Raw genomic sequence first — 22,625 nt, forward strand, 5'->3', positions numbered from 1 at the left:
GCCCTACTTGAAGTAGATCAGCAGGTTCAAACCGGGAATTGTGCGCGAAAGCGTCCACAGCAGCAGAGCAATATAGAGCAGGCCGAGGCTCCACTGATACCAGGCAAGTGTGGCGATCGCTCCGGGCAAGGCGCGATCGCGCAGGCGAATATCGTTGAAGCCGATCTTCAGCAGATTGTTCAAGCTGAAATCAAAGTAGTTGAGCCAGTTCCAGCGACGCTCCCACAAGATCGGCAGGTAGCGTTCGCGAAACATTTCGTAGCGCGGCAGGATAGGCAAACGTCCGATCACGATTCGCAATTGGCGCAGCGTGCCTTCTTCCTCGAAGTAGCTGACGTTCATCAGATCGTGATAGCGTCCGCGTCCGTAAATTACGGTGAGCAGGGCGATCGGCACAGGCAGCAAGACGAGGGCAAGGCAGGCGATCGTCCAACCGGGACGCTGCGAGGTGCGAACGATCGCCGCTAGCCCGCTCAAGGTGAGAAAGCTAAAGCCGCTCAGCATCCATACCGTTTCGCTGAAGTTTGGCAAAATTGGCTGGGGAATGCGGCGGCGGCAGCGATCGACCAGCCAAAACACCAAGCCGAAGTAGGCGATCGCCACCAGTCCCACGCCAAAAATCAGCCAGAAATTCGTGCCGTACTGACTCAACAGCAACAGCAAGTTCAGGCCGAGCCAGTGCACCGCATCCAGCAGCCAGGAAGGAATCGATCGCGCCTGAGTCACCACGACGCGATCGCGCACTCGCACATAGGTTGCCAAGTCGATGCCGGAAAGTTTAAGCAAATCGGTGAGATTGCGAAGCGGTTGGGGCGATCGAGCCGCAAGAATGGCGGCGGCTTGGTCGGGCGAAAACCCGATGCGCCGAAGCTGTTCGATCGAGGCGGTATTCAAATTTGTGCCAAGCAATCGCTGCTTGAGTTCTTGCAGCCTCAGTCGTTCGGTGGTGTATTCGATCTGATTGGCGTCGGTGATTTGCTCTTGCAGCCGAAAGTTTCGCACCAAGTTTCGCAGCAGAGTTTCATTGCCGCGCAAAGTTGGCACGGAAAGGACGCGCCCGACAATGCCAGGATTGCCCAAGATGCGAGCGCGATCGGCGCTAAATTGCAGTCCAGCGACGTTCAAATATGCGGATTTGCCAAAGCTGGCGTCGCCAAAATCGGCGCGATCGAGAATGCTAGCGCCGCGCAAATTCACGGGCTGGCTGAACTGGGATTCATAAAAGGTGACGCGATCGCTCCAGACAGCATCGCTGAAAAAGACTGACTGCTGAAAGCGGCTGCGATCGAAGCTGACGGCTGCTTGCCAGCGGGTTTGAGCAAAATCGGCGTTGCCTTGCCACTGGATGCGGCTGAAGTTGGCGTGGTGGAAGCTGGCCTGACTGAAGTTGGCGGTTTTTTGAAATTCGCTGCTTTGAAACGTGGTGCTGCCCTGAAATTGCGCTTGGTTGAAGCTGGCGCGATCGAAGAAAATTGCACTCCGAAATTGGGCATCTTGCCGCCACACTGCTCCGGCAAAGCTGGCAGTTTGACCGAAGCGCGATTCGATCGCAGCGGTCTGGTCGAAATCTGCGCCTTGGGCTTCGACTCGTGCCAGGAAAAAGGTGTTGCTGAAGTTGGCAATGCCCTCGAAGCGGGTTTGCACAAGTTTTAAGGGGCCGCGAAAGACGGTGATTTGCTGAGGGGCGGGCTGGCGGGCGAGGAGCGATCGCGACAGTTGGCTGAGTTGCAGCAATCGGAGGCGATCGCGCTGAAGCTGCGTTTGTTCGCCTTCACTTAAAAGTGGGGTGGGCTGGCCGTAGAGCGGTTCGGGAAAGCCGAAGTCGCTGAATTTGAGTTCGCCCAAGATTTGTGAATAGCTCAAATCGATTCCGGTTGGCGTGTTCGATCGCCGCAGTTGAATTTGCAAAAGGCGGTAGAACGAGTCGCGAAAGGCAGCGTTTTCAGAGCGCAGGTCGATGATGAAGCGGCGCAAATCGATCGATCGCACGCCATCAGCAGGGGTGGGGTTGGCGATGCGCTGTTGAAGGAGTTCGAGGGTGAGTGGAAGGCGAGCGGGTTGGGCGATCGCGGCTTGGGCACTGTTGGGGTGGGAAAAGATGAGTAGGAGGGCGAGGGCGATCGCGAGAATGATGGTGAGAAGCTCGGAAGCAGATGGCGCGATCGCCTTTTGAATTCCTTTCGATTTTCCGAACCATTGGAGGCTAGGGGCGTTGCCCCTCCTCCAAACCTCCAACCCCAGCAGGGGGTCGTCCCCCCCTGCACCCCCACGCAAGGGTCGATCGGTGGGAGGCGTTAAAGCGCTTCGCATTGCATCAGTATCAAGGGGTCTTTGGGGTTCAAAAGGCGGCACAATTTATTCTGACACTTCCCAACCCCTCCCTCTCCCCCCGGTACAGACGCGAAATCTCGCATCTTGATCTTCGCTCCCCAACGCCCGACACCCGATCGCGAAGCGCAAAGAGGATTACCTCCGTAGAACCCCCCTTGTCACTCTCCTGCAAATTTGTCTGCTTGTGACTTCTCACAGGCAACTGGGCATACTAAAAAGCAAGCTCATTTCAACTCGATCGCCTTCCAACGACAAGACAACCTATGGAATCTCGTCAAGCGTCTCAAATCGACCTCGATCGCATTCGCGAGCAGTACGATCGCTCTCCCTACCCGCGCATTCCGCTGGAAAATTCGCCCAAAAATGACTACAACCAGTTGTTTATTCACAACATGGTGACGCCTTACTATTTGCGCTATCAGCGCGTGGTAGATACGCAAGACAAGCTGATTTTGGATGTGGGCTGTGGCAGTGGCTATAAGTCTTTGCAGCTTGCCGAAGCAAATCCGGGTGCGAAAATTGTCGGGATCGATCTGTCGCCGCTGTCGATCGATTTGGCAAAGCAGCGATTGGCGCATCACGGTTTTGAAAATGTTGAGTTTCATGCGATGTCAGTCGATGACATTCCGCAGCTTGGCATGACGTTTGACTATATCAACTGCGATGAACTGCTGTATATCCTGCCAAATCCGATCGCAGGGCTGCACGTGATGAAGTCGGTGCTGAAGCCGCAGGGATTGCTCAGAACCAATCTACACAGTGCCTATCAGCGGCAGGGCTATCATCGCGGCCAAGCGCTGTTTCAAATGCTGGGGCTGACGGAGAACAATCCGGGTGAGGAAGAAGTGGGCATCGTCATCGAAACGATGAAGGCGCTCAAAGACGATGTGGCACTCAAGGCGCAAAACTGGCAACCTCAGTACGAAGGGCCAGACGGAGAACAAACCATTTTGATGAATCATCTGCTGCTGGGCGACAAAGGGTTCACCGTTGCCCAGATGTTTGCAATGCTGCGCGAAACGGATTTGGAGTTTGTCAGCATGGTCAACTGGCGACAGTGGGAAGTCACCGATCTATTCAAAGATGCAGACGATCTCCCTGCTTACATCGGCTTGAGCTTGCTGGGCGCGTCGCCGGAAGAACGTCTACGTGCGTATGAACTGATGCATCCTGTGCATCGCCTGCTCGACTTTTGGTGTACCCATCCGGACAACGTGGAGATCACGCCGATCGATGACTGGTCAGATCACGACTGGCAAAATGCAATCATTCACCTGCATCCACAATTGCGGACTGAACCAATGCGCGAATCGTTGACCAAGGCGATCGAAGATTCCACCCAGTTCCAGATCAATCGCCTCGTCAGTGTTTCCAGCTTGGGTCAGGTGTTTATTGAAAATACGAATGCGTCTTGTTTGCTGCCCTTGTGGGAGTCGCCGCAGCCGTTCAAGGTTCTGGTCGATCGCTTCCTCAAGGTGCGCCCCGTCCATCCGGTGACGCTCGAACCCACCACGCCAGAAGTCGCCTTTCAAACGATCAAAAAAATGCTCAATCAGCTTGAGGCATTTTTGTTTGTGCTGCCAGAGCGATCGATCTAGCTCGCGGTCTGGTCAGGCGATCGGCTTGCCCTCACCCCTCACCCCGGAGGAGTGAGGCAACAGATTCTCCTTCTCCCTAGGGAGAAGGGGCTAGGCCGTGTTTCAAAAGGCAGTGATCCTCCCCAACCCTCCTTACTAAGGAGGGAGCCGAACCGCTCAAAGTCCCCCTTTTCAAGGGGGATTTAGGGGGATCTCAGTGGAGAAATCTAACCACCAGGAGGTTTTAAAACACACCCTAGGGGATGAGGGCAGGCTGTTTCTACAGAATTTTTTCCACATGGATGATATGAAACGCACAAGGCTTGGGCAAATTAGTTGCAGGAGTTAGAAATCCATCGTCCCGAACCTAAAGGAGAAACGATTCTCATGAAAACCGAACTGAAAGCCAAGTTCTTGCAGCACCTCGTCACGAAAAACAAGGACAAAGGCTTCACCTTGATCGAACTGCTGGTGGTGATCATTATCATCGGTATTCTCGCGGCGATCGCCCTGCCTTCCTTCCTCAACCAGGCTGCCAAAGCCAAAATGACCGAAGCAAAAACGACGATCGGTGCAGTCAACCGCGCTCAGCAAGCCTACCGGATCGAAAACCCTGAATTCGCCACGAACTTTACGAATTTGGAGATCGGCCTTCCCACTGCAACACAAGACTACACCTACACGCTCACCGCTGATGCTGGAAACTCAGCCAAGATCGTTTCTTCAACCGTAGCAGGCGACAAATCGCTGAAAAACTTCAGCGGTGGTGTGTTTGTCACGGATCAAGGCTTGACCTCGGTTGCTGCTTGCCAAACCAAGCAGGTCGCTACGGCAGCCGCTGTCCCAACGCTCGTCAGCAACGAGGCCAAGTGCCCAGACTCGATGGACCCGATGCGCTAATTGCTGCTTGCAATACGCTCGATCGAACTCAGGCGGAAGGAGATGACCTTCCGCCTATTTTTTATTGTTCAAACAGCAGTGAAGGAGTTGTTTGCCAACCACTTTGAGGGAAAAGCAAGATTCCATTCGATCGCGAGCATTGCGAGCCAGTTGCAGCCGCAGCGCATCATCCTGAAGCAGTTGCGCGATCGAGTGTGCCAGTTCGTTCGGCTGTTCACGGGGAATCACAATGCCGCCGGATTGCAGCCCATCCTCAAGAATGTCCAGCACACCAGGCGCATCTGCGGCGACCACAGGCAGTCCACAGGCCATCGCTTCGAGCGGCGCAACCGGAAATCCCTCATGGCGAGAAGGCAAGGTGTATAGATCGGCAGCACACAAATAGCGTCGAATCGTCTGGCGATCGAGAATATATTCATCCATCCAGCGCACCGTTTGTGTCGGCAGGCTGGCAATGCGATCGCGCAGTTGCGGCGCATCGCTGCCCGTTCCCACCAACAGCAGCCACCAATTTTGGTTAGGAAACTCCTGGCAAAGCTGCGCCCAAGCCGCAATCAAAATATCCAGCCCTTTGCGATAAATCTCGATGCGTCCGTGATAGACAACCACCTTGGCATCCACAGGAATTGCCAGTTTCGATCGAACCTCAGTTCTGATTTCGGCTCGTTCTGCTGAACTGCTCTGCCACAAACTCAAATCCAGCGGATTAAAAATTTGGGTAATTTTGTCACCAGGCAAATTCGCATAACAATTCTGCAACCGCTGAATTTCAACTTGGGAAGCAACGATCAAGCCCGCACAAGCCTGTAGGGTATGAGGACGAATAAATCGTTCCAGGCGACTCAGTTGAAAGTCGCCGCCTTGAAATGTTGCAAACACAGGCAGACGGAGCAGTTTGCCCAGCAGCACGCACAGATCAAACCGCGCATACTCGTACTCTTGACACAAAATCGCCGTGCAATTTTCGCGTTTCAGTTCTTGTGCAAGGGTAATCAGTGGCGTGGCAAGGTAAGGAGCAAGATCACGCGCCAATCCTGCAAGCATCGCACGCAAACGATTCATTTCGCCAAAAGTATCCTTCACCGTCCACCCATACGGATTGACCATGCGGCGATCGATCGATCGGTAAACCTTTGGTGCGGGAAGAATACAAAAAGTCGTTCCAGTGGCAGCATGAATTTTTCGCTGCGGTCGATCGACCTGCCGCGAAAACAAAAATAAAACGGTTCTCACCTGCACTTCTTGCAAGGCAGCAATGTAGCCGAGCATCCAGCCGCCCGGCCCCTGCTGGCAAAAGGCTTCTAAAGAAACATCAAGCGGGTCGAGAAAATCTTCCCAAACGTTTCCCCAATGGAGTAGCGCGATCGTCGGTGTGGAGGTCGTCGTGCTGTGATGATTGTTTTGCTGCATCTGTTCGCCCTGCGATCGCCCCTGCCCTGCTATACCTGCCATACCGAGACCGTTTCAGTGCCGATCGAATGCGGTTTGTGCGTCAGATAGCCAAACCAGGTCAAAGGACTCAGCAGCGTACAGAAAAGCTCACGCTTCAGCGGTGAAAGTCGTGAAAAGGCGACATCGTGCCCGATCGCCGTCATGGGATTGATGAAGGTGGCATAGTCCTGGCAGGCTAGATCAATCAGCGCTTCTAGCTCATCCAATCTGTAGCCACGTCGCACATGTCCCCACTCGGCCATCACATCCACATCGCGGGGACAAAAAGGCTTCATAAAGTCATAGTAGGGAAAGCGCCAGTGTTCGTTGGGCGTGCTGACAAGCAGAAAACCACCGGGTTTGAGAACCCGTTTCACTTCAGCGATCGCCTGATGGTGGTCGGGAATATGCTCTAGCACATCAAACATCGTCACCGCATCAAACGATCGATCGCCAAACGGCAACGCCGTCGCATCGCCGCAGACAAACTTCACCTGCGGCTGCTGGTTGCAGGGTGCCGCTGCATATTCAGGATTGAGATCGAGATTGGTGATGTGAGCTTGCGGATACAGCATGGCCGTGAGTCCGCTGGGGCCACCGCCCACTTCGAGAATGGCCTGGAGCGGCACATCCGGCGCGATCGCATGAATCGCCGTCATCTTTTCGCGGTAGAAAAAGCCTTGCGTCAGTGGACGAGGAAACGGATTTTGACTTAAAAACTGACTAAGCTGCTGTTTATATTTCACGGGTGTTGCAGGAAAGGTTGACAGGGTGAGCATGAGTTTCTAGGGAAGATGATTGGCGATCGGGCGGCAACGTCTGACTAGAACTGAACAAACAGCGACGCAGATAATAGCCAAATCCAGATAAATATCCGCTCACTTCGGCTTTCAGCGTTTTGTCGCCTGGCTGAAATCCGATCGCCAAGCCAAACAGCAGCCGCCGCAGGTAATACTTTGGCAGGTTGACGACCAAAGGATACAAGTTGCCCCAGTGAAAATGCTGCTGTGCTTGAATTAGCGACGCCGCGACATAGCCTCGCATATAAGCGTTGATTTGAGCATTGAAGCTGTGCAAAGTGGCGCGATGGGCATGGTAAACGATCGCGGTTGGCTGATAGATGCAGCTTTTGCCTGCGGCCAGCACGCGATACCAAAACTCAGAGTCTTCGCTACAGCCAGATGCACCTGCGCCCAGCCGCACATCAAATCCGCCTAGATGCTCAAATGCCGCACGACGGCAGGCCATATTTGCCCCAGCGCCAATGCAGGGTGCGGGCACGCCTTGCGATCGCGTTTGCTCAAAAAAGGCGCGATCGAAAACTTTGCGGCGATAGCCCCGGTTGAACGACCAGTACCGCTCAAACAGCCATTGCGATTCGCTTGCCAGTTCCGACACCAGAACCAGCCCAGTCACCACCATGACTTCCGGTTCGACAAAGCCCCAGCGCAGATGAGCAATCCAGTCAGAATGCACTTCCACATCGTCGTCGGTGAAGGCAATGATGTCGCTTGTGCTGTGAGCAATGCCAGCATTGCGGGCATAACTCAGTCCCAGTTGCGGTTCCAGAACGTAGCGCACCTGCGGCATCTGAGCCACCAGATCGCGAGTAGCATCCGAGGTGGGCGCATTGTCCACCACCAAAATTTCATTCGGCGTAACCGACAATTGCGCGATCGACTGCAAGCACCGCGCCAACGCTTGCGGGCGATCGCGCGTGCAAATCACGATCGAAATCGTCTCTTGTGAATCGGGCGGTGACAGATGAGCGGGCAGTTCATGCAGCGGATGCTCGATCGCCAGCAGGTCGGCAAACTGCGGCGGAGCTTGCTTCGGATCGGGTTTATTCAAGTTTGCAACAAGATTCGGAATGAAGCCTTGCTTGAGCCAGTGTCGCCCGATCGCAGGGGTAATCGTCTGCGCGGCTAAATGAGCAACTTGGCTAGCAGGCATCGGCAACTGAGCAGACACGAGTTCTCGATGCCCCAGCGGAATTGTCTTCCACCAAAACACCAGATACAGCCCTTGATATCCCGGTGCGATCGCCAGATCGGGAATGGTCTGACTCAAATCTAGGTGCAGAATTTTCCAGGGCAAAAAGTTAGTCACGAGGCTTGCCTCCCAGCGCTTTTCCACAATTGATTCGAGGCGAATTTTAGGCTTGCCATTGCTTACAGCTCCTCCGATCGCGACAACTCAGTTTTGCCGCAGTGCAGTTGATTCCACGCTTGCCTTAGCTGTCGATTCCAGTGCGAAACGATCGCCAATAAAACCAACGGCAAAAATTGAATGACAGAAGCAGAAGTCGCACAGCAAAGCGCTTCGCGGATTTGCACTAGTCCCCCGCTGTAGTCGCCCTGCGCCAGCATGTCTCTTGCACAACTCAACCCCCAAAATGCCCAAAGATGGCTGGCCTGCTGATGAAGCAATTTGGCTTGAGCAGCGGGCAGGTAAGGCTGAATGAGTTGAGTTGCCAGCCGAACATCGCGAAGATTCTGCCCAGTCCGCATGGCTTTTCCACTTAGGGAAGAAGCACGAGAGCGATAGATGGCGAGTGGCTCAGCTTCAAACCAAACAGGATAATGAGCGGCAATTCGCACCCACATTTCCCAGTCCTCGCCACAAGAAGCCATGCGGCGATCGAACCCGCCCAACTGCTCATACACGCTGCGACGCACGGCGATCGAGGGCGTTTGAATCGGATGGCGGCTGACAATTCGCGCCAGCGCATCGCTGAGAATGCCGCTTTGCGACTGTTCTACCGGAGAAAGTCGCTGCCAGTGTCCGTACTCGTCACAAATGATATGGCGGCAGTAAGCGGCTCCCAGTTCAGGATGCTGCTTGAATGCCCGCTGAAGTTTTTGGTAGAAGCCCACTCGGACTAAATCATCACCGTGCAGTAGGTGGACGAGATGGCCGCGCGATCGCTCCAGACAAGTCTCGAAGTTACGAATGTAGCCGACGTTTTGCGGCTGACGATAAAATTCAATTCGGCCTTGTCCCAATTCTCGTACTGCCGCTTCAGGGTCATCTAGAGTCGAGTGGTCATCAACCACTTGAATTTGCATCACGTCCGCACCGAGGTCTTGAGCGAGGACGCTCGCGAGCGTTTGTCGCAAGTAGTCCGCGCAGTGGTACGTCGGAATCATCACCGACCACAAGGGGCGGGGCGCATCGGTCGGAACCGGAGCGATCGCCGCTCGGTAAACGGTAGGCTGGTTCATCGCGGCATCTCCGCCTTGACGGTTGGCTGAGCAGACGAAACGGGCTGAAGCTTTTGTTTCATCCAGCGCAGTCCAATTCGCAATTGCAGGGGAATCATTGCCAATCTCACTTTGAAAGACTGTCCACACAAGATGCCCGATCGCACTTGAGCGATCGCACCATCGAGTTTGCCCTGTGCCAGCATCTGATACGCTAGCCATCGCGCATAAAACGCCCAGTGTTCTCTAGAGCGCCGAGACAGTTCCTCGGCCTTGGCTGAAGGCAGGTAGGGCTTGATCACTTCGATCGCCCGCACCAAATCGCGGATATTTTCCCCAGTACAGGCGTGGCGTCCGGTACTCGATGCCGAATGCATCCGGTAGGCAGCGAGCGGCTGCGGCTCATACCAGCAGGAATAGTGAGCCGCAATTCGCGCCCACATCTCCCAATCTTCTGCCCAAGAAAGCCGCTGATCAAATCCACCCAGATGTTCGTAGACGCTGCGGCGCACGGCGATCGAGGGCGTTTGAATGCGCTGATAGACTGCGATTTTTTCCAACCAGTTTGCCAAAATGCCGCGATCGGGCTGCTCAAGCGCGGAAAACGCTTGCCAGTGTCCCTGCTCGTCCATATAGATTTGGCGACAGAAGGCCGCACCGATCTCAGGATGTTCGGCAAAGGCACGTTGCAGCGTGACATAGAAGCCATCCAGCACGCAGTCATCCCCGTGCAGCAGATGAACGAGATGGCCGCGCGATCGCTCCAGACAAGTGGCAAAGTTACGGGTATGCCCGACATTTTGCGGCTGACGGTAGAACTCGACTCGGCCTTGCCCCAGTTCGCGTACAACGGCTTCGGGATCATCCAAGGTGGAGTGGTCATCGACCACTTGAATTTGCATCACGTCCGCACCGAGGTCTTGAGCGAGGACGCCCGCGAGCGTTTGCCGCAGATAGTCCGCGCAGTGGTATGTCGGAATCATCACTGACCATAACGGACGATCGCGATCGCTCACGGCAGGAATCACAGCGCGATAAGGATGAAATTCACTCATACTGACTCCGAATGGCATTGACACGATCGCAGGATCGATCGTATTCACCCAGCAGTCCGACTACTCCGCCCCAGAGTTCAGCCAAAATCATGACGGGCGGAACCTGCCGCGAAGTCGTAAAGCTGCACAGCAGTTGCCCAAACTTGTCTTTGTACCACCAGGCAATTAGCCGCAGCAGCTTCGATCGCTGCGATGCATCACACCGATAGGATTTCGTCACAAACGCCATGACCCCCAAACCCCAACTCCAGTACTGACGACGAAGCTGTTTGAGTTCGCGGCGATGCTGGTGAAAGACGAGGTAGCGCGGTTCATACACCAGCGGGTAGCCTGCTCGAATGATACGGTAGAAAATGTCGATGTCGCCGCCGCCCGGTAGCGGTGCGCCTGTGTCGAGTGCGTCGTCAAATCCGCCGATCGCCCGCAGCACATCGCGCCGAAACGCCATGTTGCAGCCTGCCCCAAAAATTCCTGATCCGCAAGGGTATTCAACGTTGTTCGGCAAATACTGGCCGTAGCGAATTTTCTCAAATCCGCGCCGAAAGCCGCCGCGCTGCTCAAACAAAATTTGGGCTTCCGTTTCGAGTTCATAGGGCAGTACCAGCCCCGTAAACGCTGCGGCATCCGGATTTTCTGCCCAAGCTTCCCGTAAGCCATTGAGCCACTGGCGATCGACCACAACATCATCATCGAGAAACGCCAGCAGTTCTCCAGTTGCAGTTTGCAGAGCGCAGTTCCGCGCAAAATCCAGCCCTGCTTTCGGTTCACGGACATAGCAAACGCTGGCAAAGGCGGCCACGACGGTCTGAGTGCGATCGTCGCTCGGCGCATTGTCCACAACCAAAATTTCAAACTGAGAAGTTTGTTGCAGGGGCAGCAGCGATCGCAGCAATCGCTCAACGGAATCGGGGCGATCTTTCGTGCAGATGGCAACGGTTAAGCTGGGAAAATTGACGGGTTGATCAGGAAGTGCAAGCTCCTCATGCAAACGCTCTTGCAGCAGTTTTGCACTCATGTCTTGAGCAAGCCAGTCTGCAAGTTCGGCAGGCGCGATCGCACAAGGCGCAGGCAACGCTTTGAGCAGCAGCCCGATCGGTTTATCGTGGCGGCGGACAATCAGGGCAACGCCTGTTTTGTCAGCAGGAATGTTCAGGGTTGGTAGAGGTTGCGTAACTTCGAGGTGAACGATCGCGTAGGGCATAAGAACTAGGGTTTAAGGGCGCGATTTTGCAATCGGTACATTTGAGCAAACAGCCCATCTTGACGCAGCAGGCGATCGAGCGTTCCTTGCTCGACTATTTGCCCTTGGTCGAGCACTGCGATTTGATCGGCGTGTTTAATGGTGGAAAAGCGGTGGGCAATCACGATCACGGTGCGATCGCGGCCAAACAGGTCGAGTGCTTCTTGAATCAAAAATTCAGAAATGCTGTCGAGCGCATTTGTCGCTTCATCCAAAATTAGAATGTCGGGATCGCGAATGATGGCACGGGCAAGGGCGATGCGCTGCCGCTGTCCGCCAGAGAGCCGAATGCCGCGATCGCCCACTGGCGTATCGTAGCCTTGGGGCAACTGGCTGATAAATTCGTGGGCATGAGCTTGTTTTGCCGCCGCCACAATTTCAGCACGGCTGGCCGTTGAGCAGCCATAGGCAATGTTTTGTGCGATCGTTGCATTAAAAATGTGAATGTCTTGACTGACAATCGCCATGCGATCGCGCCAGCTTTTCAGGTCAAGCGATCGCAGCGGCTGACCATCAACCCAAATTTCTCCTGCGCTCGGATCGTGGAAGCGACAGATCAAATGAATCAGCGTTGACTTGCCTGCTCCCGATGGCCCCACCAGTGCGGTTGTTTTGCCCGCCGCGATTTGCAAACAGATGTGGTCGATCGCGGGTTGGTCTTGCGCCGTGTAGCGAAAGCTGACCGACTCCAGCGCGATCTGCTGCCGCAACCCCAAAAATTGAACTGTGCCCGATCGCAAATACGGTTTGCTGTCGCGATCGAGAAACAGAAATACATCATCGATCGAACTAGAGAGTGCCAAAAGCGACGTGCGGTAGCCGTCAATCTGCTGCATCTGCGGCTGCAAGCGGTAAAGCATAAACAAAAACGTCAGCAGCGTCGGCAGCGAAGCGCGATCGTGCAGCCCCACCAGCACCAAAATACTCAGCACCAGCAGAGCTGAAAGAAGCTCATACAGCGGCTGCACCGTTCCAGAGACAATATCGAGCTTCAGCAACGCTTTTTGAACGCGCCGCGACGTGCGATCGAACTGTTGCTGCTCGTAATCTTCTTGCCCAAAAGCGCGGATGGTTCGCATCCCAACCAATCCCTCGTACATACGCACGCCTAAATCAGCGTTGGCCTGCACTGCCTGCTGACCCAGAATCTTGATGCGGCGCGTGACAAGCTGAATGATCAGAGAAATCAACCCCATCACGACGCCAATCAGCAAGGTCAGCGGCCAGGAAATCAGCATCAGCAGCGCCGCATACACGACGGTTGTGCAAACGGTGGTGATTAGGCTAATCAGCGTAGATAGTGCCTGACTGGTGCGCCAGGTTTCGCTGGCTAAGGTGTTCATCAGCTTGCCAGACTCTTGCGTTTCTAGATAGCTGTAGCCGACGCTGAGCAACTGCTCAAACACCTGCGATCGCAAGCGATGGCTGATCCGAGCGCTAAGCCAGGCCGAAAGAACCGTGTTGATATAGCTCAGTCCGTTTTTGATCAAGATGCAGCCGAAGATGGCAGCGGGCAGCAGCCACAGGCGATCGCGCTCTGGAATGCCAGCCAGCAAGCGGAACAATCCCTGAAGCAGCGGGCTGTTGGTGGCTGCCTGAGGAGCATCTTGCAAAAGCGTTTGCAGCACGGGAATAAACAAACTGATGCTCAATCCCTCAAACAGCGACGACAACACGCCCAACGCGACGATCGCAGGAATCGCCCAGGGAAAAAGCTTGACCAGAGGCAGCAGTCGTTGAAATGCAGCAAAATTCTTCATGCAGTGCCTCGTCAAGAATCTGAACCAGATGAGTCGGCGGCAAGCTGCAATGGTTGATTCGTGAAGCGAGCAATCACTTGATGAAATAGATCGCCAACCAGCAGCATCAGCGCGATCGATCGCTTTTGCTGCTCAATCTCGGTCAACGTCTTTGCCGCATCGATTGTGTGATGTTGCCCTAGCCGATCCGATGGAAAAATGGCCGATCGCAGCAGTCCTCCCAGGCTTTGCAGCAGCAGCGAATACAGCCCAAAGCGAATCCAGGGCGTCACGATGTCGGCTTGCAGCGCTTGTCCTAGCCAAAATAGCGTGGTGCGGTGCTGCTTGAAGCGGTGACTTTGGTGAGCAAAGTACAGATACAAATTGCTGCGCGACAAGCGAAAAATTCCGGGCGGCAGTTCTGGATGCTGCTGCTGAACCGCCTGCATGACAAATCGGTGCGATCGCGCCATCTGCGTAAAATCACAGGACATACTGGCCGACAATTTGCGATAGCCAATTAAAAAGGCTGGAACCACGCGAAACTCGTACTTCTCCGCAATTCGCAAGTACAAATCCCAGTCTTCGCAGCCCTGCGCCTGTTGCGATCGCAGCCCTGCATTATAGCCGCCTACCTGCGCTAAACAACTGCGCCGCATCAGCGTCGCGCTCGCATTGCCCAAGAAGTTGTGGCAAACCAGCGTGGCATAAACATTGCCTTCTATTTTGGCAGCCCGAAAACTGCCAATCAAAGCATCGGAGTCGTCAATATCTACCGACCAGGAATACACCAGTCCCACAGCATCACCGCTCTGCACCAAGCACTCCACTTGCCTTTCCAGATTGTCCGGATACCAAATATCGTCGGCATCGATCGGAGCGATAAACTCACCGTTGGCCTGGGCGATCGCCAGATTGCGAGCGGCAGCAACGCCCGCATTTGCCTGTTGCAGCAGCCGGACTCGCTTGTCCTCACGGGCAAAGGCGGTGACGATCGCTGATGTTTGGTCGGTTGAGCCATCGTCTACGACCAGCACTTCCAAATTGCCGTAGGTCTGTGATAGCACCGATCGCAGCGTTCGATCGATAAAAGCAGCGGCATTGTAAGCCGGAATAATCACGGATACCAAGGGAGTATCACGAGGCATCACTTCATCCTTCAATCGCTTCAAAATTTTTCGCAACCAAGTTTGCTCACGCCCGCACAGTGTCGCTGCTTTGCCAGGGCATCATAGCCGCTGGGAAAGTCAGGATTACTCCGTATGATTTCTGAAAAACCAAGCGGCGATCGCAATTTAATCGCAGTGGAATCGCTGTCCGCAGAAATACCAGACAGGCACGGTAGTATTCAGCCACCCAAGCTTTAACGTTTTTGGCAACTGCAATCGATTTGCTTTGCCACTAGATTGCTCAACGGCACTCAGGCAGCTTTTTCTAGGAGAAAGATAGATGCTGTTGAATCAATTTTAATCAAAGAATTAGGAAGTTGCCATTGAAACGAAGATGTTGAACACGAAATACTATTAGATGAATTGACGCTAGATGAATTGATGCATTCAACTTGCTCAAGCTTGCGATCTGCTTGATGTCAAGCGATCGCAATGAAGACAATATTGATCTACATCAAACCTCGATCGATTCTGTTTAAAGATCATCTCATTGGTCGCTTGCAAATTTGAAAAGATAATGCACACCCGCTTTTCAGCAAGACTATCGTGCTGGTAGGTGTCGCAATATTCTTAGCTAGACCAAAGAATCCGCCAAGTGAGCAGTCGATCGCGCTATTCCAGCGATTGCTTTTCCGATGCTTGCCACATCTAACGATTAATTTCGATCGCTCTACGACACTTAATTTAACTTTGAATTTGATGTTTGCCTAAACAGCGAAAAACACTGAAAAAACATACTTCTAGCAAATTTGATAAAGACTGTGTGAAGCAGACGATGCACTAAACATAACAGCAGATTGCCTTGATTTAGCTGTTTGCTTCAACCGTTTGGTGCGTCAGCTTCCAAATGCAGCTTGACAGCAAGTTTGTTGTGACGTGAGCCGCGATCGGCACCAGCAAATTTCCGCTCGCCAAAGCAGAAAATCCCAACACTAAACCGATCGTCACCGCCCAAGCCACATACGCCCAGTGATTTGCACCGCTAAAGTGCAACACACCAAAACAAAGCGCCGAAATGAAAATCCCAAATCCATTTAGGCCGATCGCAGGCAGCATGACGCCGCGAAACAGCAATTCTTCACTCAGTCCGGGCAGCAGCCCCAGCCACACCAAATCCATCCACACGAGCGGACTGACAATCAGCGCTAGGTAGTAATCTGCGCTTTGACGATAATTTTTCCAGAAGCGGTAGACAATGCTGCTCGCCCCGCTGATCCCCAGCCCGATCGCTACACCGACCAGCAGATCGATCGCACTCCAGCGCGTAGACAGCAGTTGCACCGAGTCAAACAGCAGCCACAGCCGCGCCACGCAGAGCAAGACGATCGCCGTCAATCCCATCGCCAGCAAAATCTGCATTCGGCTCAGCGATTCAGTTTGGGGCGAAGGCAATTCAGACACGACGGCTTCGGCTAACGCAATGGCTTCAGGCTAACACTGAAATCAAAGCGGCGATTGGTCTTTTTGAGGTGTTTCCTCCTCCTCAGCTTTCAGCAGGCTCGATCGCCCAACAATCATCGAGATTTTCCACTCCTTACCCCTCACTCCTCACCCCAAACATTAAGCTCTGTTTCAATCTCGAAATAGAACGGTGAAGTACCCAAAACCTCCGTGATACGATGCTTTGCGTAGCCTAAGCGGAATTTAGGAGTTGGAATCTTGGCACTACGGGTTGCAGTTGTCGGATCGGGACCTGCTGGTTCCTCCGCCGCCGAGACATTAGCAAAAGCGGGAATCGAAACCTATTTATTTGAGCGCAAGCTGGACAACGCCAAACCTTGTGGCGGTGCAATTCCCTTGTGCATGGTGAGCGAGTTTGATTTGCCGCCGGAGATCATCGATCGCCGCGTCCGCAAAATGAAAATGATTTCGCCCTCGAATGTCGAAGTCAACATCGGTCAGACGCTCAACGATGACGAATATATCGGCATGTGTCGCCGCGAAGTGCTGGACGGCTTCATGCGCGATCGCGCTCACAAGCTCGGTGCGAAGCTGATCAACGGCACGGTTCACGGACTCGACATTCCCACCAACAACATTGATCCCTACACGCTCCACTATGCCGACCACTCTGGCGGCAATTTGGAAGGCGAAGCGAAAACGCTGCAAGTAGACTTGGTGATTGGTGCGGATGGGGCAAACTCGCGGATTGCCAAGGCGATCGATGCGGGCGACTACAACTATGCGATCGCCTTTCAAGAGCGAATTCGTCTGCCGGAAGACAAAATGGCCTACTACGAAGAACTGGCCGAAATGTACGTCGGTGACGATGTTTCGACCGATTTCTACGCCTGGGTTTTCCCCAAATACGATCACGTGGCAGTCGGCACGGGCACAATGAAAGTTCACAAAGCCGACATCAAAAAGCTGCAAGCAGGCATTCGCGCTCGCGCAGCCAAGCGACTCGAAGGCGGCAAAATCATCAAGGTGGAAGCGCACCCGATCCCCGAACATCCGCGCCCGCGTCGTGTCGTTGGTCGCGTCGCGCTGGTCGGAGATGCCGCCGGAACCGTAACAAAATCGTCGGGTGAAGGCATTTACTTCGCGGCCAAGTCTGCGCGGATGTGTGCCGAAACGATCGTCGAGTTTTCCCAAAAAGGCGATCGCATCCCCACCGAAGCCGACCTCAAGGTTTACTTGAAGCGCTGGGATCGACAGTACGGCGCAACCTATCTGGTTCTGGATTTGTTGCAGCGCGTGTTCTATCGATCGGACGCAACCCGCGAGGCGTTTGTCGAAATGTGTTCGGACATCGATGTGCAAAAGCTGACGTTCGACAGCTACCTTTACAAAACGGTCGTTCCCGCCAATCCAATCACGCAGTTGAAGATTACGGCAAAGACGATCGGCAGCTTGCTGCGCGGCAACGCTCTTGCACCTTAACACCGTTGCCCAATTGCGGTAACATCTCCACAACCTCACACACTTTGGCATCGGAGCGATCGGCTTCGGTGCTTTTTTGTGAGAAGGGTGTCGGCAAGCCGATCGCACCCGCAGCGGCAAGCGATCGCGCTCGCAGACAATCCTCAAAGTCCCCCATTCATGGGGGATTTAGGGGGCGTTTTTCACCGATCGCCGCCTACTCGCGCAAGGCGTGTAGCACTTGGCGCTTAATTTCGACAAATTCCGGCGACAGTTTCACTTCCAAATCGCGCGGGATTGGCAGATCGATCGGCAGTTCCAATTTCAGCCGACCGGGCCGCGCACTCATCACATAGATGCGTTGCGACAGATAGATCGCTTCCTCGACATCGTGCGTAATCATCAAAACCGTCGTGTGCGTCTGCTCCCACAGGGTCAGGAGAAACTGCTGCATCTGCTCTTTCGTCTGCGCGTCAAGCGCACCGAACGGCTCATCCATCAGCAGCACTTCCGGCTCGTTGGCAAGGGCACGAGCGATCGCAACGCGCTGCTTCATCCCGCCTGATAGCTGCTTGGGGTGAGCATTGGCAAACTGCGTTAGGCCAACCACGTTTAGATAATAGTTGACGCGATCGCGCTGTTCGGCCTTGGACATCTGTTTCAGTTGCAGCCCAAAGGCGATATTTTGCGCCACCGTCAGCCAGGGATAGAGCGTATAGTTTTGAAAGACCATGCCGCGATCGCTTCCCGGTCCCGTCACCTGTTGCCCATCGACTAGAACCTGTCCAGATGTCGGAGTCACCAGTCCCGCTGCGATGTTGAGCAGGGTAGATTTGCCGCAGCCGGATGTTCCCACGAGGCAGACAAATTCACGCGGGTACAGTTTCAGGTTAATGCTGTCGAGGACGAGCAGCGCTTGATTGGAGGCGGCGAACGATTTGGAGAGGTCGCGAATCTCCATTTTTGGAGCAGGATCGAGCATGTTCGGTTGCCGCAGATCAAGAGACGGGCTAGCGTTAAGCATAAGCGATCGCAATCAAAATTTGCTTTAGGCTAACTCTGAAGCGGCACAGCGAAATGTGCGATCGACTACCAACAATTAAAGCTTACTGGCGCGACTGGGGCGGAAGAAAGCGCGACCCGACAAACTTTGAAAATAGAGGCTGCCGATCGTGAACAAAAACAGCAGATAGGCGATCGCCTGCACTTGATAAAGTCGCTGCGTATAGCCAAACAAAGCACTCAACAATAAGCCGGGAAACTCATCTTCTGGCAATACTTTCGACAGATCCCAAACGTCTGATCCCAACACGCAAGAATGAACCCTGGTGAAATGTTCGTAATAGAAACACAGCGATTGAGAAGCGCGATTTTGACTGGCGAGTGTTTGCATCACCGCATCAAAATGACCCAGTGCGGTGACAACTAATCCTGAAATAATCAGCAGCAACAGTGCGCCCATCACCTGAAAAAATAACCGCAAATTAATCTTCACGCCCCAGCGAAACATCAAAACACCAATTCCCGCCGCCACTGCCAAACCTGCTAATGCGCCCAAGGCTGGAAGTAACCCTTGCTGAAACTTTGCTGTGATAAACACCACTGTTTCAAATCCTTCCCGCAAAACGGCCACAAAGATCAAGCTAAAAATGCCCCAAGCCGCCGCGCTGTCTTGTTTCAGAACGGCGGCAACTTCGCCTTCCACCATGCCCTTCATCGATCGCGCCTGCTGCGTCATCCACACCAGCATCCAACTGAGAAGCACGATCGCCAAGACGCTAAAAACGCCTTCCATTACCGCTTCCCCAGCCGGACTCAGAGCGCCCATCGCCTGCAAGATCCAGCCAAACAAAATGCCAATCAACGCGCTAACTAGAATACCTGCACCAATGCCGACATACACCCAAATATTGAGTTGCGATCGCTTTGCTTTCTTTAAGTAAGCCAGCACAATTCCGACGATCAGCGCCGCTTCAACGCCTTCGCGCAGCGTAATCAAAAACGTGGGGGCAACAACACTAAAATCCATTGGCTGATGTGAAGAAATCAAAGAATTTAATTTAGCGCGATCGCCATTTCTGACTTGAATTCCAGTGGCGATCGCGCTGTTCAATGAGCTAGCTGACTGAGGCCGAAGCCTGTTCGATCGCTTTCACCTGATTTGCCAATTCCGCAGCGGGAACGACTGCCGTTGCCGGAGGAACTGCGGCAGGCCAGGCTTTCGCTAACGTTTCCATTTTGGTTTTCAGATCTTGGGCAACGGCGGCGTTGGTTTGTGTCAGTTGCGCTTCGATTTTGGGCAAAAGCGTGTCCTTGGCGTACATCACAAAGCCGCGAGAATCTTGATATTCGATCGCGGCGGTAATTTTGTCGCCGCTGAGGGCTGCGGTGTATTCTGCCGCTGCCGTGTCGAGCATTTCATTAATCGCTTTTAGGACAAACGCAGGCGAAGAGCGTTCCGCTTCGGGCAGGGCAGCGATCGCTCCATCCACAGCGGCAACGGCTTTTTGATATTCCGGCTGCACGTCCGGACTGGTCGGATTGTTCTTCACCAAATCCTGAACGCGCGTCAGCACATCGCTAAACTCCGCCACGTTTCGCTCTGAAAGCTGGTCGGCCACATCCACGTAGATTTCCTCGACCGGATGGCCTAAATGGGGATCTGCCTGATCGGGCAGATTTTGCTGGAGCAGTTCGCCCGCCACGAGCATGTGACCCTGCATTAGCGCCAATTTTGTCAGGTAGTCTACGTCTTTGGCTTCGCCTGTGAGTTCGATTTCTTCGATCGTCACCTGGTCTTTAATCTGGTCGTATTGCTCTTGCGTTAAAACATTTTTGCTCACCAAATCTTCTGTGCTGCCATACGGACGGCTTGCTTGAATTTGGTTGGACAAGGCAGGAATGCCAAGCTGAGCTTCGAGCTTGTCGAGTTCCGAGAGAATCGCGGTATTAATGTTGATTTTGGGGTCGCCCGATGCAGTTGCGGTGTCAGCGGGTGCGGCAGTTTCGGCGGCGGGAGAAGTGGTTTGAGTGGGTGTGGTGTTGGCGCAGTTGTTGAGGCCAATCACGAGAAAGATGACGGCGATCGCCATCAGCAAGTAGCGAAAGAGTATACGCAACGACATAATCAGTTCCTAGTCGATTCAACAGTTGATGCAAGAAATTCTCATCTAGAGGACAAGATGAATTGCCAATCCGTAAACAACATTTAGGCCGCTTGCGGCAGCACTTTGAACAAGCCCATACAGCCCGCTTCGGCAATTTTGTCGTGATGTGGATGAAACATATATTCTCCAGGCAGCGAATAGGTGAATTCCAAAATGTGCCGCTCGGCCATGCCCATTGTGATCACGTCGCTTTTGCCCGTTGGCGCGATCGTCATTCCAGTCGGATAGATATCGAAAAAGTTGGCGTGCAGGTGAAACGTCAAGGCCGGATCAAACTCCGTCACGTTGAGGACATACACCCGCACAAGCTGATTTTGGTAGATCTCGATCGGGTGCTGCATGTAGTAGTTGGGCAGCGCGTTGAAGGCGTACAGCTCGTTGTGTTCGTCTTCGTCAAGGTCATAGCCTTCCATCACCAGAACAATTTCGTCAGCGGGCGGACGGGGATCAGGCGGATCGATGATGAAAACGCCGTGCAGTCCTTTTCCAATGTGGCGTGTCACGGGCGCAATGTGGCAGTGATAGAGATGAAGGCCATACGGTTCGGCGTCGAACTCGTAGATAAAGGCCGTCCCGTTGCGAACCGGGCGGATGCCATCCATTTCGCTGGTGTGAAAGCCGTGAAAGTGCATGGTGTGGGCATGTCCACCCTCGTTAAGGAACAGGACACGGACGCGATCGCCCGCTTGCGCCCGCAAGGTTGGTCCCGGAACGCGCCCGTTATAGTTCCAGGTGACATATTCGGTGTTGTCGTTGAGCTTGAGCGTGGTGCTTTTGGCGGTGATTTCAAATTCGCGAACCGTCCGTCCGTTTTCTTGTTTGACAATTCCATAGTCGAATTCGCGGCAAAACTGCATCGGGCTGATGCCGTTGCCCTGCGTGGGCAGGTCAGCCGCGATCGCGGGAATGGCAGCGGGACGCAATCGATCGAAACGCTGGTTCGCCAGCACCGCCCCGGTTGCGCCAACTCCTGCCGCACCTGCTAGAAAACGGCGACGGCTCCAAAGCTGCTTTTTCCAAGAATTTGTGCCTTCTGATTCCCCCATGTTTGGAAATTCGGATCGATCGCTGTAGACTGTTTATCGATCGCCCTATTGCATATTACTTGCAATACGGAGTTTATAAAGTAAAACAGTGTTAAAACATTATAAAATAGCAGGTAAAATCTCTATTATTCTTGTCACAAGCATTCACTAACTCTGCACTACGACAGCAATCGACTTTGCCTCACGTCCGCCTATTGCTCGCCTCGAACACAATCACGTGCTGGACATCCAGCAGCAATCGCTGCGAGGGATGAGGAATCAAAAAATCGATCGCCCCAGCAAAAAAGCCCACCCAGCACGAGTGAGCTTTTCGATCGATTCGCTGTAGAGATGAAGATTATGCGTCTACATTTCGATAGCCAAAGAAGTTGACGCAGTATTCGGTAATTTTGACGCCTGTTTCTGCTTCGATTTGGGCAATCAGTTCGGCAGGCAGCTCAACATGCACATCCATAATTTGATTGGTGTCGAGGCAGTTGACGTGGCTGTGTGGATCGCTGATGTTGCCATAGAGCCGACCATCCGCGCGATCGATGCACTCGATGATGCCCTGTTCTGCTAGCGCATCAAGATTTTGATAGACCGAGGTGTGGCCGATGTCTTTGCCTTGGTGGTTGAGACGGTTGTAAATTTCGCGAGCGGAAAGGTGTTCTTTTTCTTGCCACAAAAGTTCTAAGATAAAACGTCGCTGCTTGCTCAAGCGCATTCCCTGCGCCTGACAGCGATCGAGAGCGTCTTCGAGCGATCGAATTGGTTTTTTCGCAGCAGCTTCACTTTGCATAGCTGACACACTGGGCGGATAAATTGCCTACCTTACAGTCTACCGGGGTCGATAAGAAAATGTACTTAGCTGACGCAGGCTTGATGAATGCACAACCAGACAAAGCCAGAGTTTACCACTGTGA

General features: G+C 53.6%; 18 protein-coding genes. 3 read left to right on the plus strand and 15 right to left on the minus strand.

The window, feature by feature from the left end; all coding sequences use genetic code 11:
* Nucleotides 1-3: 3 nt before the first annotated feature.
* Entirely contained in the window at nt 4-2,310 is a 2,307-nt protein-coding gene (locus tag H6F67_RS06270; RefSeq protein WP_190764424.1) for a pentapeptide repeat-containing protein, read from the minus strand.
* Between the two features lie 284 nt (nt 2,311-2,594).
* Between H6F67_RS06270 and H6F67_RS06275 the strand changes: the two genes are divergently transcribed.
* Both H6F67_RS06275 and H6F67_RS06280 read left to right on the plus strand, forming a co-directional pair.
* A complete protein-coding gene (locus tag H6F67_RS06275; protein WP_190764426.1) occupies nt 2,595-3,929 on the plus strand; it encodes a class I SAM-dependent methyltransferase in 1,335 nt (444 codons plus the stop codon).
* Nucleotides 3,930-4,295: 366 nt separating this feature from the next.
* Nucleotides 4,296-4,808, plus strand: coding sequence for a type IV pilin-like G/H family protein (locus H6F67_RS06280; protein ID WP_190764429.1), 513 nt, complete (start codon nt 4,296-4,298; stop codon nt 4,806-4,808).
* 54 nt (nt 4,809-4,862) lie between these two features.
* Here the strand turns inward: H6F67_RS06280 and H6F67_RS06285 are convergent, their stop codons facing one another.
* The 9 genes from H6F67_RS06285 to H6F67_RS06325 form a co-directional block, all read right to left on the minus strand.
* Entirely contained in the window at nt 4,863-6,260 is a 1,398-nt protein-coding gene (locus tag H6F67_RS06285; protein WP_242020527.1) for a glycosyltransferase family 4 protein, read from the minus strand.
* Nucleotides 6,248-7,018, minus strand: a complete 771-nt coding sequence (locus H6F67_RS06290; RefSeq protein ID WP_190764431.1) for a class I SAM-dependent methyltransferase — start codon at nt 7,016-7,018, stop codon at nt 6,248-6,250. Before H6F67_RS06290 ends, H6F67_RS06285 begins: the two co-directional genes overlap by 13 nt.
* Complete coding sequence (locus tag H6F67_RS06295) at nt 6,975-8,348, minus strand: glycosyltransferase (RefSeq protein WP_190764432.1); 1,374 nt, start codon at nt 8,346-8,348, stop codon at nt 6,975-6,977. Before H6F67_RS06295 ends, H6F67_RS06290 begins: the two co-directional genes overlap by 44 nt.
* Nucleotides 8,349-8,410: 62 nt before the next feature.
* Nucleotides 8,411-9,463 (minus strand): glycosyltransferase family A protein, encoded by a 1,053-nt coding sequence (locus H6F67_RS06300; RefSeq protein WP_190764434.1) that lies wholly within the window; start codon nt 9,461-9,463, stop codon nt 8,411-8,413.
* Nucleotides 9,460-10,497 carry a glycosyltransferase gene (locus tag H6F67_RS06305; protein WP_190764436.1) on the minus strand — a complete coding sequence of 346 codons (1,038 nt, stop codon included), beginning with the start codon at nt 10,495-10,497 and terminating at the stop codon, nt 9,460-9,462. The genes H6F67_RS06300 and H6F67_RS06305 overlap by 4 nt, the downstream gene beginning before the upstream one ends.
* Nucleotides 10,490-11,698, minus strand: coding sequence for a glycosyltransferase family 2 protein (locus H6F67_RS06310; RefSeq protein ID WP_190764438.1), 1,209 nt, complete (start codon nt 11,696-11,698; stop codon nt 10,490-10,492). The genes H6F67_RS06305 and H6F67_RS06310 overlap by 8 nt, the downstream gene beginning before the upstream one ends.
* Before the next feature lie 5 nt (nt 11,699-11,703).
* On the minus strand, nt 11,704-13,497 hold the full coding sequence (locus H6F67_RS06315; RefSeq protein WP_190764440.1) for an ABC transporter ATP-binding protein: 1,794 nt from the start codon (nt 13,495-13,497) through the stop codon (nt 11,704-11,706).
* An 11-nt stretch (nt 13,498-13,508) separates the two neighbouring features.
* The gene (locus tag H6F67_RS06320) at nt 13,509-14,624 is read right to left on the minus strand and encodes a glycosyltransferase family A protein (protein ID WP_190764442.1); all 1,116 of its coding nucleotides are present in this window, start codon (nt 14,622-14,624) and stop codon (nt 13,509-13,511) included.
* 828 nt (nt 14,625-15,452) lie between these two features.
* A complete protein-coding gene (locus H6F67_RS06325) occupies nt 15,453-16,046 on the minus strand; it encodes a CPBP family intramembrane glutamic endopeptidase (RefSeq protein WP_396797664.1) in 594 nt (197 codons plus the stop codon).
* Between the two features lie 258 nt (nt 16,047-16,304).
* Here H6F67_RS06325 and chlP point away from each other — a divergent pair, with 258 nt between their 5' ends.
* Nucleotides 16,305-17,528: a geranylgeranyl reductase gene (chlP, locus tag H6F67_RS06330; protein WP_190764444.1), complete on the plus strand. Its 1,224-nt coding sequence runs from the start codon at nt 16,305-16,307 to the stop codon at nt 17,526-17,528.
* A gap of 196 nt (nt 17,529-17,724) precedes the next feature.
* Here chlP and H6F67_RS06335 read toward each other — a convergent pair whose 3' ends face one another.
* The 5 genes from H6F67_RS06335 to H6F67_RS06355 all read right to left on the minus strand — a co-directional run bounded on the left by H6F67_RS06335 (nt 17,725) and on the right by H6F67_RS06355 (nt 22,501).
* A complete protein-coding gene (locus H6F67_RS06335) occupies nt 17,725-18,489 on the minus strand; it encodes an ABC transporter ATP-binding protein (RefSeq protein WP_199304284.1) in 765 nt (254 codons plus the stop codon).
* A 117-nt stretch (nt 18,490-18,606) separates the two neighbouring features.
* Complete coding sequence (locus H6F67_RS06340) at nt 18,607-19,536, minus strand: FTR1 family protein (RefSeq protein ID WP_190764448.1); 930 nt, start codon at nt 19,534-19,536, stop codon at nt 18,607-18,609.
* 88 nt (nt 19,537-19,624) lie between these two features.
* Nucleotides 19,625-20,632 (minus strand): helix-hairpin-helix domain-containing protein, encoded by a 1,008-nt coding sequence (locus H6F67_RS06345; RefSeq protein ID WP_190764450.1) that lies wholly within the window; start codon nt 20,630-20,632, stop codon nt 19,625-19,627.
* Between the two features lie 83 nt (nt 20,633-20,715).
* Nucleotides 20,716-21,720: a multicopper oxidase domain-containing protein gene (locus H6F67_RS06350; protein ID WP_190764451.1), complete on the minus strand. Its 1,005-nt coding sequence runs from the start codon at nt 21,718-21,720 to the stop codon at nt 20,716-20,718.
* A gap of 337 nt (nt 21,721-22,057) precedes the next feature.
* Nucleotides 22,058-22,501 carry a Fur family transcriptional regulator gene (locus H6F67_RS06355; protein WP_190764880.1) on the minus strand — a complete coding sequence of 148 codons (444 nt, stop codon included), beginning with the start codon at nt 22,499-22,501 and terminating at the stop codon, nt 22,058-22,060.
* Between the last annotated feature and the right edge of the window lie 124 nt (nt 22,502-22,625).

It is taken from the genome of Microcoleus sp. FACHB-1515, assembly GCF_014696105.1.
GTDB lineage: Bacteria > Cyanobacteriota > Cyanobacteriia > Elainellales > Elainellaceae > JAAUTJ01.

Bases quoted from the DNA above. Each gene is read 5' to 3' on its own strand.
- H6F67_RS06270 (WP_190764424.1), bottom strand. From the start codon at position 2,310: ATGCGAAGCGCTTTAACGCCTCCCACCGATCGACCCTTGCGTGGGGGT.
- H6F67_RS06275 (WP_190764426.1), top strand. From the start codon at position 2,595: ATGGAATCTCGTCAAGCGTCTCAAATCGACCTCGATCGCATTCGCGAG.
- H6F67_RS06280 (WP_190764429.1), top strand. From the start codon at position 4,296: ATGAAAACCGAACTGAAAGCCAAGTTCTTGCAGCACCTCGTCACGAAA.
- H6F67_RS06285 (WP_242020527.1), bottom strand. From the start codon at position 6,260: ATGGCAGGTATAGCAGGGCAGGGGCGATCGCAGGGCGAACAGATGCAG.
- H6F67_RS06290 (WP_190764431.1), bottom strand. From the start codon at position 7,018: ATGCTCACCCTGTCAACCTTTCCTGCAACACCCGTGAAATATAAACAG.
- H6F67_RS06300 (WP_190764434.1), bottom strand. From the start codon at position 9,463: ATGAACCAGCCTACCGTTTACCGAGCGGCGATCGCTCCGGTTCCGACC.
- H6F67_RS06305 (WP_190764436.1), bottom strand. From the start codon at position 10,497: ATGAGTGAATTTCATCCTTATCGCGCTGTGATTCCTGCCGTGAGCGAT.
- H6F67_RS06310 (WP_190764438.1), bottom strand. From the start codon at position 11,698: ATGCCCTACGCGATCGTTCACCTCGAAGTTACGCAACCTCTACCAACC.
- H6F67_RS06315 (WP_190764440.1), bottom strand. From the start codon at position 13,497: ATGAAGAATTTTGCTGCATTTCAACGACTGCTGCCTCTGGTCAAGCTT.
- H6F67_RS06320 (WP_190764442.1), bottom strand. From the start codon at position 14,624: ATGCCTCGTGATACTCCCTTGGTATCCGTGATTATTCCGGCTTACAAT.
- H6F67_RS06335 (WP_199304284.1), bottom strand. From the start codon at position 18,489: ATGCTCGATCCTGCTCCAAAAATGGAGATTCGCGACCTCTCCAAATCG.
- H6F67_RS06340 (WP_190764448.1), bottom strand. From the start codon at position 19,536: ATGGATTTTAGTGTTGTTGCCCCCACGTTTTTGATTACGCTGCGCGAA.
- H6F67_RS06345 (WP_190764450.1), bottom strand. From the start codon at position 20,632: ATGTCGTTGCGTATACTCTTTCGCTACTTGCTGATGGCGATCGCCGTC.
- H6F67_RS06350 (WP_190764451.1), bottom strand. From the start codon at position 21,720: ATGGGGGAATCAGAAGGCACAAATTCTTGGAAAAAGCAGCTTTGGAGC.
- H6F67_RS06355 (WP_190764880.1), bottom strand. From the start codon at position 22,501: ATGCAAAGTGAAGCTGCTGCGAAAAAACCAATTCGATCGCTCGAAGAC.